The sequence below is a fragment of the Clostridium sp. genome, assembly GCF_036569345.1.
Classification (GTDB): domain Bacteria; phylum Bacillota; class Clostridia; order Clostridiales; family Clostridiaceae; genus Clostridium_AD.
Window position 1 is genome coordinate 1 of the sequence record NZ_DATCQT010000218.1, and the last position, 15411, is coordinate 15411.

The following is a 15411-nucleotide window of genomic DNA, read 5'->3' on the forward strand; positions in this document are numbered from 1 at the left end:
CGGGCAAAAGGGGGGAGTTTTGTGGGGAACTTTATTATAATACAGAAAAAGGAAAGAGGGTGGGAAGGTAGGTGGGTGAAGGGGTGGAGGGGTGATGGGGGATTTTGAGAATTTGCGGTAACTTTTTTATTAGGGAACATATTTTGTTCAATTATAATAAAGTTTCGGGATCTAACCAAATATCAAGCCACGCATTTAGTCATAATCGGCTAAATGCGTGGCTTTTATTATCAATTATGGAATTTATAATTGTATAAAGGTATAATACTTATAAGGTTTAGTAATGATATAACAATTTTTACAGGTGTTGGGTGTTGTAAAGTGAAAAATTACGTAAAATAAGAGTTACTTTAATTGCACTTGTAAGTAAGTTAATTATTAGACTTATCTAATAAAACACAAAGGAAATATTAGGATGTGAGGTTATAAATATGATTAATTTTAAAGTTGAAAATGGAGTTTTTAATTTTCGTGTTGCAGGAATTTTATTTAATAAGAATAAGGTACTTATACATAGGTTAATTAATGATGATTTCTATGCTTTCCCAGGGGGTAGAGTAGAAATGTTTGAAAGTACCGAAAATACAATTATTAGAGAGATGACAGAGGAACTAGGTATTAATGTTACAATTAATAGATTATTATGGGTTGTTGAACATTTCTTTAACAATAATGATAGCAAATACCATGAAATTTGTTTCTATTATTTAATAGAGTGTTGTGACAAAAACTTTTTGGGAAGAGAAGATATATTTTATATTACAGAAGGTAGTAATAAATTTGAATTTAGATGGGTTGATATAGCAGATATTAGAAACCATGTAATCTATCCTACATTTATTAAAGAAAAAATTGAAGACCTTCCTATAAATATAGAACGAATTGTTCATATTGATGAATAAAGAAAGGGGACTATAATTTCAAATTAACTCTCTAATTATGGACTCCATAAAGAACGCAGGCTTTGTGGAAAACTCTTCTGCTTTTTTATTTGTTCAATTAAGTAGTTAAAACCAGCTGCAGTGTGAAAAATCTTAAAAGGGTTATATACTGACATACAACTACATTAGAGGGAGATGATGACATTGCCAAAAGATGTTCAAGCAGTATTTATAGATAGAGATGGCACTATGGGTGGAGATACTGACGTAACATACCCTGATAAATTTGTTCTATACCCGTTTACAGATAAAGCTATAAATATGCTGAAAATCAAAGGAATCAGAATATTTGCATTTACAAATCAACCAGGCATTTCAGCTTATAAAGCTACAGAAGAAAATTTTATTAATGAGTTAGTTGGTTTTGGTTTTGAAAAAGCGTATATATGTCCTCATGCCCCAGAGAATAACTGTAAATGTAGAAAACCTGAAACTGGATTATTGTTAAAGGCAAAAGAAGAGTATGCACTTGACCTCACAAAATGTATCGTAATTGGAGACAGGTGGAGTGACATGATGGCCGCGGAAAGAGTTAATATGGGTAAAATACTTGTATTAACTGGGTCTGGTATTGAGACGTTAGAAAAAGACAGGAGTAAATGGTCAGAAATAGAGGCAGATTATATAGCTGATAATTTATTAGTGGCTGTTGAGTGGATTATGGCCTAAAGTTATAGGATTAGAAGGGGCTATTCCAACTGGTAAAAGCAAGTCTAAATTTTTAAGTTTTACTTAATAATTAATCAAAATAGAATCAATAGAGGAATTTACGAGTTAATTGATGGAAGGTGAGTTATATAAAATTATTATTTATATGTAGTAGAAACAAGTGGCGGAGTCTTACAGCAGAAAAAATATTTAATGGAGTAAACGGATATGATGTAAGGTCAGCAGGAACGGAAGCAAATGCTCGTATTAAGGTTACAAATGGCCATATAGGATGGGCAGATATAATATTTGTAATGGAAAGAAAACACTCTACAAGGCTTAAAAATAAATTTGGGAATTTGCTTAATGATAAGAAAATAATTTGTTTGACATACCTGATGAATATCAATTTATGGATGAGGAATTGGTTGAATTACTTAGGGGTAGGGTATCAGAGTATATTGAAGTAGATATTTACAAATGACTGTTATTAGATGATATTCATCCACTAACAGTCATTGCTTATTTATAGATATTTTGTATTTGGTGTTATATAATAGAATTAGCTAATTAAAAGAATCAATTTGAAGCATAGTTTTAATATTAAGTGGATTTTAAATTAGGCAGAGGAAGGAAGTGAGTATTTAGTGGGTCGTTGGAATTTTTACACGATTTCGCACTAAAGATAAAGTATGGATAATAAATTTCCCAACGCTGAAAAGATATTAGAATGTCTGTTAGAAAATTTGGACCAAGGAGTTCAAGTAGTAGATAGTGAAGGTAAAACCATCTATTATAATGCAGTGATGCAAAAGGTAGAAGGTGTAGAATTTAGTGAAGTTATAGGAAAAAAGGTTAATGAATACTTAAAGGATGTAAAGGATGAGGAATCTACCCTTATGAATGTATTAAAGACTGGTAAAAAAATCGTGGGACTAATACAACATTATGGAAGTGGATATAAGAAGAAGGTCACTACTATAAATACTACTGTGCCAGTAATTTTAAATAATAAGACTATAGCAGTGATTGAAATAGCTAAAGACATGACTCAACTAAAAGAATTAACTGAAAGTATTTGTAAATTGCAAAATTTAGATGCGAAGGTGAATGCACATTATGCTTTTAGTGATATATATAGTAATAATCCTGTTATGAAAAGCGTTATAGAAAAAGCTAAGAAAGCAAGTATGTCAAGTTCATCTGTATTAATATATGCAGAAACAGGTTCCGGAAAAGAAGTTTTTTCTCAAAGTATTCATTATGATGGGTTAAGAAAAGATCAGCCCTTTATACCTATAAATTGTGCTGCTATTCCTGCGCTATTATTAGAAGGAATGCTTTTTGGTACAGAAAAAGGAGGGTTTACTGGTGCAGAGAATAAAAAAGGATTATTTGAAGAAGCAAATCATGGAACCATTTTATTGGATGAAGTAAATTCTTTAGAACCGTATCTTCAATCTAAACTTTTAAGAGTACTTCAAGATGGATATGTAAGGCCTATTGGAAGTACTAAAAGTATACATATTGATGTAAGAATAATAGCTACGTTAAATGAGGAACCAAAGAAACTTATTGAGAGTGGTAAGTTAAGAAAAGACTTTTATTACAGGTTAGGTGTACTTAGAATAAATATACCTCCACTAAGAGAGAGAAAAGATGATATTATTTTATTTGTAGACAAGTTAATTGAAAAATATAATAAAATTCTGTGTAAAAATATAACGGGTATTGATGAAGATATGATAAGAAAACTTAAGGGATATAATTGGCCGGGAAATATTAGAGAATTAACTAATGTTATTGAAGTAGCAATGAATATGGCAGACAATAATTCTATTTTAACAGACGACCATTTTGATTCTGGGATAGAAAATGAAATTTGTCTAAATGATCACGAAAGTATTTCAAATATAGATAAAGACTTTGATTTAGAAGCTTATATGAGTAATATTGAAAAGAATATAATAGAAAAGATCTTGAGAAAAAACAGTTGTAATGTCAGTAAAACGGCTAGAGAACTAAGCATTTCAAGACAAAATCTTCAATATAAAATAAAAATACATAAAATAATATAATATTATTGAAATAAGCAAATTTTTTTGCTATTCATGCAAAATTTTTTGCATATACAATTATTCATAGAAAACACAGTAAATACTGGAAGTTATTGTTTTAATTGAATAAGTCATACAAAAAATATGCAGAATATTTTGCGAAATTTAAACACCTATGTCTAAGCAATGGCTTAAACACAGGTGTTTTTTCTTTGGCATGGTAGTTGCTAAATAATAACATAAGTATAAGAATTATGTATTTCAATAATAATTTAAATCTCGGGAGGTAAAAACTATGATTAAAAAAGGCACATGGGTTGAAGTAGAAGAAATTGTTTTAATGCCAATAGACAGAGCTACCAATATACCGGATGAAACAAAAAAGACTCCACTTAAATCTTGGATACGAGGGAAGTGCCTTAGTGATTCTGAATTAGGAAATGAGGTACAAGTTGAAACTAACATAGGTAGAATTGCTAAGGGGAAAATCGTTGAAATAGAGCCAGGATATTATCATACCTATGGTAAATATGTTGAAGAGATAAGTAATATAGGAAAACAAGCTAGAGAAATAATAGCTAAATAAAGTAATGATTTTAGGAATAGTTTTAAGAGGAGGTTATGCGGCATGAATAAATATGAGGAGCTTATGGGTCGAAAGAATGAAATAATACTTAAATCAATTGGTGTGGATTATAGTAAATATGAAACTGGAAAGTTTTCATTTGATTATGAGAGATTGATGGATGATGTTGAATATTCATTTAGTGAAGTTAAGGAAATTCAAAATGACGTAGGAGTTGGAAATACACCATTGCTGGAATTAAGGAATATAACGAAATTGGCAAGAAAGGTTTCAAAAACCGGAAAGGCAGCTAGAATATTTGTAAAAGATGAAAGCGCTAATCCCTCTGGGAGTTTTAAAGATAGAAGAGCATGCATATCTGTATTTGACGCAAAGAGGAGAGGGTACATTGGCGTAGGAGCAGCTACTTCAGGTAATTATGGAGCCGCAGTTGCGTCACAGGCAAACATTAGAGGTCTGAAATGTATTATAGCAAATGAATGTTATGATTCAAGAAAAATAGGGCAACCAGAGATATTAGAAAAAGGGAGAAAGTGTGAAGGCTTTGGAGCAGAAGTTGTTAGGCTTTCTGTAGGACCAGAATTATTTTATGATTACTTAAAAATACTTGAAGATACAGGTTATTATAATGCGTCATTATATTCTTCTTATGGAGTTGCGGGAATTGAAACTTTAGGATATGAAATAGCTGAGCAGTGTAGAGAAAGACTAGAAAAAGATCCTGATGCTGTTATTGTAACCCATGCAGGTGGTGGAAATGTTACTGGTACAGCAAGAGGACTTATAAGGGCAGGGGCCGTGGAAACCAAGGTTATAGGAGCGTCAGTTGATCTTTCAGGCCTTCACATGGCTTCCGATGTAGACTTTAACAAGAAATCTTTTACTACAGGACATACAGGATTCGGAATTCCATTCATGACCAATCCTGATAGATCAGATGTACCTAGAAGTGCAGCAAGGCCTTTAAGGTATTTGGATAGATATGTAACAACTACGCAAGGCGATGTATTTTGGATGACTGAAGTATTAGCTCAACTTGAAGGATTAGAAAGGGGACCAGCAGGAAATGTATCTTTAGTCGCTGCATTTTCAATTGCTCAGGAATACGATGATGATGCCATAATAGTTGTCCAAGAGACTGAATATACGGGAGCGGGAAAACATTTATTACCTCAACTTAATTTTGCTAAAGAAAATGGGATTAATGTGTATGTGGGCAATCCTAAAGAGCAAGTACCTGGTAAGAATATAGTAATTCCGGCTAACCCATCATTAGTAACAGTCACAGATATAGATATGGATGAGTTGAAAAATTCCTATATAAAAAATGTTCTTAAAAAACTGATTGATAATAGGGTGGAAAAGGTTGATATTGAGTTTTTAGCCTTAGAAACAAGATATTCTAAAGAAAAAATAATCGATATATTAAAACAGCATAATGTAGAGATAGTATAATATTTAAAAAAATAATTCTAAAATATTAGGGGGATTTAGTTATGGTAAGAGAGGATGATTTTGAAAAAAGAAGAGAGCATCTGAAAAATTTGACTAACGACCAGTTATATGAAAAATTTTGGAGTCTTACGAGTAAAGTTGTAAAACCAATGGTGGACTTAGCATATACTCATACATCACCAGCTATTGAACGTTCAGTTGTACTTAGAATGGGATTCTCTAGCATGCAAGCGCAACCTATAATTTCTTATGGTACAAAATGGAATTTACTAGGAAAAGGAATAGGAAATGTGATTTTAACTTACGCAAAGCTTAAAAATATAGATTATCTTAAAGCAGGAGTGGAGTTATCTAAAGGAATAGGATGGGAGATTATATCTGAAAAAATGAAGGGAAGTGACAACTAATGTACGGAAAATTAGAAGAAAATGAAAAGCTCAACGTAGAAGAAATATTAAAAGACCTTGACACGTATGAACCAAAATGGAGAGGGTGGCACTGGAGAGAAAAAAATGAGAAAGGTAATGTTGGAGAGTTTATATATCATGAAATATCTACATCTTTAAAAAGGAGTCAACCTCTTCCAGCAGCAAGAAGTTTTGGAAATATAGATCCACAGCCAAGAGCTACTATTACCACAGAAATTGCTTCAGGGAGATTTGAAGACGATATAAGAAGAATGAGAATGGCAGCATGGCATGGTGCGGATCACTTAATGGTTATTCGTACAATGGGACAAAGTCACTTTGATGGATTGCTAGAAGGAAGCCCGGAAGGTTTTGGCGGGGTACCAATAACTAGAAAAGAAATTAGAGCAACAAGAAAAGCAATAGATTTAATAGAAGATGAAGTAGGAAGAAAAATAAATTTCCATTCTTATGTATCTGGAGTGGCTGGTCCTGATGTAGCAGTAATGTTCGCAGAAGAAGGGGTTAATGGAGCTCATCAAGATCCACAATATAATATACTTTATAGAAATATCAATATGCTTAGATCTTTCGTTGATGCTGCAGTTGCAAAGGGCATAATGGCATATACAGGAATGCTTCAGATAGATGGTGCACATAATGCTAATGCGACAGCTATGAAGGGTTACAAGGTGATGCCTGAGCTTATGGTGCAACATGCTATAAATTCTTGCTTTTCAGAACTGGTTGGAATGAAACCAGAAAATATTGCGCTTTCAACAGTGCCTCCAACATCTGCTCCAGCACCTTGTATGAGATATGACCTTCCTTATGCAGTGGCGCTTAGAGAGTTTTTTAAAAAATACAAAATGAGAGCTCAAATGAATACAAAATATATAGAATCTTGTGAAAGAGAAGCAACAGTAGGGCATACTTTGAATCTTTTAATATCAGAACTAACATCAGCAGACATTCAAAGTACAATAACTCCTGATGAAGGACGGAATGTTCCTTGGCATTATAATAACATTCATGCTATAAACACAGCTAAACAGGCATTTATAGGTATGGATGGATTAATGGATATGGTAGAACTCAAAAAAACAGGATATCTCAGAGATAAAGCAAGAGAAATTAAGGAAAGAGCTGTTTTATTCCTTGAGGAAATAATCGACGTAGGTGGATATTTTAAATCCGTAGATTCTGGATTTTTTATTGATTCAGGTCAATACCCAGAAAGAAATGATGATGGTATTGCAAGGAAAATTGATGGTGGAGATGCAGCTGGAACAATAGTTAAGAGAGACTCAGATTATTTTGCACCAGTTTGTGGTCATTTTGGATACAATAACGTTCCAAAAGAGTATAAAAAACCTTGTGATGCTATAGATGAATGTACTTTATGTAATCATTCTAAAATTCAATATATTGATGAACTAGATGATAATGATAATGTATTTAAAAGAATGGAAAAAGTTAAAGAAGATGGTACTGTGGTTCCAGAAGTTCAATGGGCTAAAGATGGGTATGTAAAAATCACTTTTTGTATACCAGAAAATGAACAGATTAGCGAAGCAGCTGCTCTTGAAATGGGCAAAAGAATGAATTTGAAAAATGTTGAAATTATTCATAAACAAGTGTTACAAAAGGCTGAAGGAACTCTTGTAGAAATTAAGGGGGTATGTGATTTTACACCTGTAAAACGGGATGAGCTTGTTCTTCCCAAAAGAAGAAAAGTACTAACCGACCAAGTAATGAAAGAATATGTAAAAGAACATCCGCTTAGAGTTGTTGCAGCAACAGTAGGAGAAGATGAACATTCTGTTGGAGTACGCGAAGTTATTGATATTAAGCATGGAGGAATTGAAAAGTTCGGTATAGAAGCAATTTTCCTTGGAACTTCATGCCCAATAGAGAAACTTGTAGATGCAGCTATTGAATCTAAAGCGGAGGCGATACTTTGTAGTACAATAATTAGTCATAACGATGTTCACACAAAAAATATGAAAAAACTTAGTGATCTTTGTATTGAAAAAGGTGTAAGAGACAAGATTATTCTTGTTTCCGGTGGTACACAAGTAACTGATAAAATAGCTAAAGCAAACGGTATGGATGTTGGATTTGGTCGTGGATCAAATGGAACGTCTGTTGCATCATTCATAATCAAAAGGTTAATGGGTATTTCTGATAATGAAGTAGAAGAAGAATAAAAGGAGGCTTTAATTGTGAAGGTGGATTATCTTGTGGCTGAAATAGGGAGCACCACTACTTTGGTTACTGCTTTTAATCTAGGTTACGACGAGGCAGGACAGGTTTCTGTAAATATACCTTTTCAAGGTAATAGCTGTACTACAGTAATGGATGGTGACGTTACTATAGGATTAAAAAATGCAATTAAAGATATAGAAAGTCAAATACATGAATCAATTACATGGGAAAAGATGTTAGCAACGTCTAGTGCTGCCGGCGGCCTTAGAATAACTGTTCACGGTCTTATGGAGCACATGACAGTTAAGGCTGCTAGAGAAGCAGCTCTTGGAGCCGGTGGTATCATAAAAATGGTTACTGCTGGGAAAATGAGAAAAAGTGATTTAAAGAGAATACATGATATTAACCCAAATATGATAATGATTGCTGGAGGTACGGATTATGGTGAGCGGGAGACAGCTATTCATAATGCAGAACTTATAAGCGTTGAGAAATATAACAAACCTATTGTATACTGCGGAAACATCGAAAATGTAGAAGAGATGAAAGAAATATTCGTGGGACAAGAACTATATTTAATAGATAATGTTTATCCAAGTGTAGATGAATTAAACGTGGAGCCTGCAAGAAAAGTAATACAAGAAGCTTTTGAGAAAAATATTGTAAAGGCACCAGGAATGAGCAAAATAAAAGAAATGGTTAATGGAAGCATAATGCCAACCCCAGGAGCAGTAATGGAAAGTTCAAAACTTCTATATGAGTTAATAGGAGACTTAGTAGTTTTTGATGTTGGAGGTGCAACTACAGATGTACATTCTGTTACGGAGGGAAGCAGCGAGGTTTTAGATATGCTAATAAATCCGGAACCCAAAGCTAAAAGAACTGTAGAAGGAGATCTTGGTGTTTTTATAAATAGTAAAAATGTAATTGATTTACTAGACCTTAGGGATTTAGGTGGATTTACAAAGGAATATATAAAAAATCATATAAAACCTATACCACAAGATATGGATGACATAAATTCAAGTAGATTGCTAACCAAGAAAGCTATAGATGTTGCAATAAATAGGCATGTTGGATTTATCAAAAGAAAATATGTTGGGGAAAGTGGTTTTGAGGCTTATGGTAAGGATTTGTCTGAGGTTAAATATATAATAGGAACTGGAGGGGCACTGACAAGGCTTCCCAAAGGAGAAGAATTACTTTTGGGAATAAGATACTTAAAAGATGAGGTTACAATGCTTCCTAAAAAAGGAGCTAAAGTTCTAATAGATAAAAATTATATTATGGCATGTGCAGGAGTTTTAAGTAGAGAAAATAAAGAAGTTGCTAAAGCACTATTAATTCAAAGTTTAGGAATAAAAAAGGATATGGAAATTAAAATAGATAACTATCATCTATGAGGAGGAGAATATTATGAAAAACAAGATAAGAGTTGTAGTTTGGGGATTAGGGGCAATGGGAAGTGGTATTTCTAGAATGGTACTTAGTAAAAAAGGATTTACTATTGTAGGTGCTATTGATATGGATCCTAGTAAAGTTGGAAAAAAACTTTATGAGGTGTTAGGGATTGAGGCAAATGAAGATAATTCCTGTATAGTTACAAAGGATTCTAAAGATGTTATTAAGAAAGATTTTGCAGATGTTTGTCTTATGGCTACAGCTTCTTTTACGAAAGTTGTATTTCCATTAATAAAAATGGCGGCAGAAGCTGGCATGGATATTGTAACAACAGCTGAGGAAATGTCCTACCCAAGAGCATTAGATCCAGAATTGTCAGATGAAATGGATAAAATTGCGAAAGAAAATAAAATATCAATACTAGGAACTGGTGTAAATCCTGGATTTATAATGGATCTAGTTGCAATAATGCTTACAGGAGTCTCTGATACAGTTGATAGCATAAAAGCTACTAGAGTTAATGATCTAGCTTGCTTTGGCAAAGCAGTTATGGTTGAACAAGGTATTGGATTAAAGCCAGAAGCATTTATACAGGGAGTGAAAGACAATACAGTAGATGGACATGTGGGATTTTTACAATCCTTTGGGATGTTCGAGGAAGCATTTAATATTAAACTCAATAACATTAGACAAGAAAAATCACCAATTGTTACAACGCTGCCACGCAGCACGGATATCATTTCAGTAAATGCTGGAGAGGTTGTTGGATGTAGCCAATTGGGATATGCAAATTTAGGTGAGAATGTATTTGTCACCATGGAACATCCTCAACAGATAAGACCAGAACTTGAAAATGTGGATACTGGAGACTACATTACAATTAAAGGAGTTCCAAACTTGAACCTACAAATAAAACCGGAAATACCAGGAGGAATTGCAACAATAGCTATATGTGTTAATATGATTCCACTTGTAATGAATTCACGACCAGGACTTAAAACAATGCTGGATTTACCAGTTCCAAGAGCCATAATTGGTGATGTAAGGGATTTAGTAAAAGAAAGAGAAGTAAAATAATGCATAATTGATGATACAAGGTGGCTATAAATTATAAAAATAGAAACTTGAGAATTGATTATAAATAAGCAGACATGAGAGAAATCTTATGTCTGTTTTGTTATTGAAATTTTATTTGGTGTAAGAAGCGAATGGTGGAACAATTTACTGCGAAAGTGAAGTTAATAAAGGAAGCACAGTTATATTTACATTGCCTCTTGAAACTTAACTTATTAAATAAAAAGTAAAAAGTTTTAAATAAATGTAAATAAATATTATAATAAGAAATTAGTGGTAGATATTTTAAATAAAAGATGGTATTATTTTTATAATCGATAAAACCTACAAATAGTTGGAAATGTTTCAACTTTGGGAGAATTTTATAAAGATAATGGTTGGAGCAGTAAGTGATAAGAGGGAAAATTAAGAGAAAGAAAACACGCGTGTACTACTTTAAAAACAAAATAAGACTAAAATAAGGAGATAGAAAAATGGAATTAGTTTTTAATGATTATGGAGTTGAGGTTTTAAAAAATGAGAATAAATATTCTTTAAGATATGATGCTGGAGAAATAGTAATTGAAATGAGAGAAATATATATTACAATAGAAGAAGCAATACAGATAAAGGCTCAGAAAAGTTCAAAAGAGTTATATGATTATCTAATTAAAAACCTTAATAAACGAATGTTTGTATAAATAAATTGTAAACGATACACAGAAAAAAACGACTTCAACAATTGCTGAGGTCGTTTTAACTTATATGCTTTTTATTGGAAATTCAATTCTAATTATAGGTGCCATAACTTTATTAAATATGGAATTACTCCAATTGAATTTAAAAAAACAATAATGAGTAAAATTGGTGATACAAATTTAATAAATACATGTACAACATTTAACACAAGATCATTGTTTAAAGTTCCTTGATTTGATAACTCAAATTTAAAATCTTCTTTTTTAACAAAGTATCCAATGTAAATTGCTGTTATAAGTCCGCCTACTGGAAGTAATATATTAGAAGATAGATAATCAAAGGAATCAAAAAATCCTTTTTTCCCTAATATATGAATATTACCAAGGACACTTGTGGTATCAGCTGATAATGTAGCAAGAATACCAATCACCATTATTATACCAGTTGTAAGGAGTACTGCTTTTTTTCTACCCATACCTTTTTCTTCAGTAAAATATGCAACAGGAACTTGAACAATAGACATCATTGCTGTTGTAGCGGCTATTGCAGTTAAAACGAAAAATGCTACTAGAAGAACACTGCCAAAGGGTATTTTTGAGAATACAAGTGGTATTGTCATAAATAAAAGTCCAGGACCTGCGCTAGGCTGCATACCAAAAGAGAATACAGCTGGGAATATTGCAATTCCTGCTAGTATTGAAATAAGTGAGTCAGATATAGCAACCTTTGCAGACGTTGCTATCATATCATTATCGTGTGTAAAATAACTTCCATAAGTTATCATTATTCCTATTCCTAGAGACATTTTGAAAAATGCAAGTCCAAGAGCAGTTAATATAACGGGCCCAGTTAGCTGCGTAAAATCAACATGAAATAAAAAATTTAATCCTTGTGATGCACCTGGGAGTGTTAATGCTCTAACATCACAAATAATAATTAATATAAATAATACCGGCATAAGGGTTTTTGTTATTCTTTCAATTCCATTTTTAACCCCTGCGATTAAAATTAGTGAAACAACGATAAGAACTATAAATTGCCATACAAGTGGAGGTATTGGACCAACTAAAGTTGTCATGAATTTTGATCCGGCAGTAGCAGCAGTAACTCCGGCAAAATCACCTTTTAATGCCTTGAAAACATAGGAATAAACCCATCCAGCAACACAGCTGTAGAAGAACATAATTAAGAATGCTGATGCCACTCCCATAAATCCAATGATTTTCCAACCTTTAGCAGCTTTTAATTCTTTAAAAGCTCCCACTGCATTTTTTCTAGATTTTCTGCCTATGTAAAATTCACATGCCATAATGGGAATACCAACCAATGCAACACATAAAAGATATGCGAAGAGAAAAGCGCCTCCACCATTAGCTCCCGTTAAATAAGGAAATCTCCATATATTACCTAAACCTACTGCTGAGCCCAATGTTGCGAAAAAAACTGCAAATCCTGTTGAAAATGTTTCTCTTTTGTTTTTGCCCTCCATTACATATTCCTCCTTTTTATATTAAATTAAACAGTTCTTTACGGTAATGATTATAAAGCACTGTTTTAAGACAAAAAAATAGACAGTATTTTCACTATGAGGCGAAAAGATGTCCGCGGTACCACAGCATTTTGTATTTTTTACACTATAACATGTTTACATTGTTAAATCAACATAAAGATATAATAAGTAAAATGGGTTTAAATCTAATAGGCATGGTCAATACTTCTAAATAGAGGTGGTAGGTATGTCTTTTATCATTTCTTTACTAAAAACAAGAGATTTGCTTTTAATAAGGAAAAAATTAATTACTATATACATATTAAATGTAACAGATGTTATATTTACAATTTTCCTAATCAATACGGGTATGTTCTTAGAAACTAATGCTTTCATGGCACCATTTATAAACAATAGGCAATTATTAAGCATAATAATTAAGATAGTGATTCCATTAGTGCTTTTGTTTTGGGTATACCAAAGAATGAGAAAAGCTACTGAAAAGCAACTATACCAGTCAAATATTTTAATAAATGTGTGTTTAGTTTTTTATGGATTTGTAAATGTTTCACATATTATTTGGACTATATTATATTATGTCATGAAAGTTTAAGTTGGATTTTGGCTATCACTTTCATATGTGGTAGTCTATAATAAAGTGAGTGCATAAGTGAAATATAAATGTGTTTTTGAATTTATGTAGAACATTATAGTTAGTATGTTAAAAAATATTGTAAGGAGGAATAACGAATGTCAAAGAATGAGCAAATTTATGAAATAATAATAACAGAAGATGGTCTTAATACATATAGAGGGTCTAATCCTAGTGCAAATAAAATGGGTGAATATTTAGGGATTAACAGTATAATGACTGATTTTGAGTGGGATGGAGATATAAATAAAGGAATAATTCTTTATGCTAAAGTAAAAGATGATATATCAGTAGAAGATGCTTTAGCCAAGCTAGAAGAGGTTGAATATATTGAGAGGGTAGAAGAAAGTTAAGGTAAACTCATATATTATTATTAAAATTGAGACTGATTTGGAGAGGGAATTATCATTGCAACATATTCCCTCAACAGATTCAGCTTAATGCTACTTGCCTTTTGTTCCTATTCTAATTATTTCAGCCGCTACTTGGTAATGATCATCTGAAATTTGTTTATGATTAATAACCTTACCATTTTGAATAGTATCTTTAAAAGATCTTACTTTATAGCCTACCAAAGGAAATTGCTCCTGAACAACCTGACCAACAGGAAGGGTAGGATCCTTTATATATGTAGCAGGACCAGGTTGAACAGATTCATATATATCATTAACCAGATTATAGGATTTAATGTCTAAGCTTGAATTAGAGTAAACATTAAATGTCAGTATCTTATTTTGTACACTACTTTCGATATATACAGGAAATTTTAATGTATTGGTAAATTTATAGTCTAAATTACCCCAATCTACCGTAGCATCCATTCCAAGCGGTACATAACTTGAAGGTATGGTATGATGATGCCTCTCAGTAGATTCAAGGTTTGACCTAATCACCGCGTTATATAATGAAGTAGATACTTGACATATCCCACCACCATAATCCGAACTTACTTTGGTACCAATATCAACTGGGGCTGGTTGGTAGCCTTTGGCTGCCGTCCTTTTACCAACTGTGCCATTAAAACTAAAACTGTTTCCTGGCATTATAAGCGTTCCGTTTATACTATTTGTTGCAAGCGTTATATTTGTGGATCTACCAGCAGGAGAAGTACTAAAATTAGAAGAAAAACTTGAAAGTCTTGTATTAACAGTTTGAAGTTTTTCTTTTGTTATAGTTGGTAAAATAGGTTTAATCTCTGCTACCACAAGAATATCTTGAGATTTTATATCTCCGCTTATTTTACTTAGAATTTCTTTTTCCAGTTTATCAGTCATAAGTTTAAACCCTTGTTTATCAGATGTAACTAGAAAATTACTGCCACTTTTAGAAATAGTTGCATTTATAGGATTCATATTAATTTCTTTTTGCATTTTTGAAATTAGATCATGTAGTGGCTTAGAATCATAGGTGAACTTCAAATTAAGTGACTTATTTACAGGGTATTTAATCAGTTTATATCTTTCATAAAGATTTAAATCCTTACCGTAATCAAAAGCTTCTTTTATTACATCATCAATATTATATCCTGCATTTATTTTTGCATAATTTAATGAATAAGTTTTCAGAGGAGTTTTTATGCTTATATTTTTCTTTAACATAGTGGATTGATATTTTTCTGTTACTAAATCTTTGGCCTCCGCTAATGTTTTTCCGGATATATCCACATCACCTATTTCAACTCCAGGATATATAATACTTGTCCATTTTTGTGTGGTAAAATAAAGATAACTATAAAATCCACTCACACTCAAAATGATTATAAATAGTAAAATTATTATTGCAATTTTCTTTTTTTTCATAAGTTTAATTAATCCT

General features: G+C 32.2%; 15 protein-coding genes. 13 read left to right on the forward strand and 2 right to left on the reverse strand.

The genetic code is table 11. From position 1 onward, the window contains the following. Nucleotides 1-431 precede the first annotated feature (431 nt). The 11 genes from VIM70_RS22970 (at nt 432) to VIM70_RS23020 (ending at nt 11457) form a co-directional block, all read left to right on the forward strand. Nucleotides 432-902, forward strand: coding sequence for an NUDIX hydrolase (locus tag VIM70_RS22970; protein WP_331948103.1), 471 nt, complete (start codon nt 432-434; stop codon nt 900-902). A gap of 183 nt (nt 903-1085) precedes the next feature. Beyond that, nucleotides 1086-1610 carry an HAD-IIIA family hydrolase gene (locus VIM70_RS22975; RefSeq protein ID WP_331948104.1) on the forward strand — a complete coding sequence of 175 codons (525 nt, stop codon included), beginning with the start codon at nt 1086-1088 and terminating at the stop codon, nt 1608-1610. A 119-nt stretch (nt 1611-1729) separates the two neighbouring features. After that, entirely contained in the window at nt 1730-2059 is a 330-nt protein-coding gene (locus VIM70_RS22980) for a protein tyrosine phosphatase (RefSeq protein WP_331948105.1), read from the forward strand. A 222-nt stretch (nt 2060-2281) separates the two neighbouring features. Then, entirely contained in the window at nt 2282-3667 is a 1386-nt protein-coding gene (locus VIM70_RS22985) for a sigma-54 interaction domain-containing protein (RefSeq protein ID WP_331948106.1), read from the forward strand. 274 nt (nt 3668-3941) lie between these two features. Continuing rightward, entirely contained in the window at nt 3942-4232 is a 291-nt protein-coding gene (gene ortA, locus VIM70_RS22990; protein ID WP_331948107.1) for a 2-amino-4-oxopentanoate thiolase subunit OrtA, read from the forward strand. Between the two features lie 42 nt (nt 4233-4274). Continuing rightward, a complete protein-coding gene (gene ortB, locus VIM70_RS22995; RefSeq protein WP_331948108.1) occupies nt 4275-5687 on the forward strand; it encodes a 2-amino-4-oxopentanoate thiolase subunit OrtB in 1413 nt (470 codons plus the stop codon). Nucleotides 5688-5728: 41 nt separating this feature from the next. Beyond that, a complete protein-coding gene (locus VIM70_RS23000; RefSeq protein ID WP_331948109.1) occupies nt 5729-6094 on the forward strand; it encodes an ornithine aminomutase subunit alpha in 366 nt (121 codons plus the stop codon). Continuing rightward, nucleotides 6094-8304 (forward strand): D-ornithine 4,5-aminomutase subunit OraE, encoded by a 2211-nt coding sequence (oraE, locus tag VIM70_RS23005; protein WP_331948110.1) that lies wholly within the window; start codon nt 6094-6096, stop codon nt 8302-8304. Before VIM70_RS23000 ends, oraE begins: the two co-directional genes overlap by 1 nt. Nucleotides 8305-8319: 15 nt before the next feature. Beyond that, entirely contained in the window at nt 8320-9705 is a 1386-nt protein-coding gene (locus tag VIM70_RS23010; protein ID WP_331948111.1) for a GlmL-related ornithine degradation protein, read from the forward strand. A gap of 13 nt (nt 9706-9718) precedes the next feature. After that, the gene (ord, locus tag VIM70_RS23015) at nt 9719-10780 is read left to right on the forward strand and encodes a 2,4-diaminopentanoate dehydrogenase (RefSeq protein WP_331948112.1); all 1062 of its coding nucleotides are present in this window, start codon (nt 9719-9721) and stop codon (nt 10778-10780) included. Between the two features lie 470 nt (nt 10781-11250). Next, the gene (locus tag VIM70_RS23020; protein WP_331948113.1) at nt 11251-11457 is read left to right on the forward strand and encodes a hypothetical protein; all 207 of its coding nucleotides are present in this window, start codon (nt 11251-11253) and stop codon (nt 11455-11457) included. Nucleotides 11458-11549: 92 nt separating this feature from the next. On the opposite strand, the gene VIM70_RS23025 is transcribed toward VIM70_RS23020, so the two are convergent. After that, nucleotides 11550-12944: a sodium-dependent transporter gene (locus tag VIM70_RS23025; RefSeq protein ID WP_331948114.1), complete on the reverse strand. Its 1395-nt coding sequence runs from the start codon at nt 12942-12944 to the stop codon at nt 11550-11552. 247 nt (nt 12945-13191) lie between these two features. On the opposite strand from VIM70_RS23025, the gene VIM70_RS23030 reads away from it, so the two are divergent. After that, complete coding sequence (locus VIM70_RS23030; RefSeq protein WP_331948115.1) at nt 13192-13557, forward strand: DUF5658 family protein; 366 nt, start codon at nt 13192-13194, stop codon at nt 13555-13557. Between the two features lie 137 nt (nt 13558-13694). Further along, nucleotides 13695-13949 (forward strand): hypothetical protein, encoded by a 255-nt coding sequence (locus VIM70_RS23035; RefSeq protein ID WP_331948116.1) that lies wholly within the window; start codon nt 13695-13697, stop codon nt 13947-13949. A 90-nt stretch (nt 13950-14039) separates the two neighbouring features. Here VIM70_RS23035 and VIM70_RS23040 read toward each other — a convergent pair whose 3' ends face one another. Continuing rightward, the gene (locus tag VIM70_RS23040; RefSeq protein ID WP_331948117.1) at nt 14040-15395 is read right to left on the reverse strand and encodes a VanW family protein; all 1356 of its coding nucleotides are present in this window, start codon (nt 15393-15395) and stop codon (nt 14040-14042) included. Between the last annotated feature and the right edge of the window lie 16 nt (nt 15396-15411).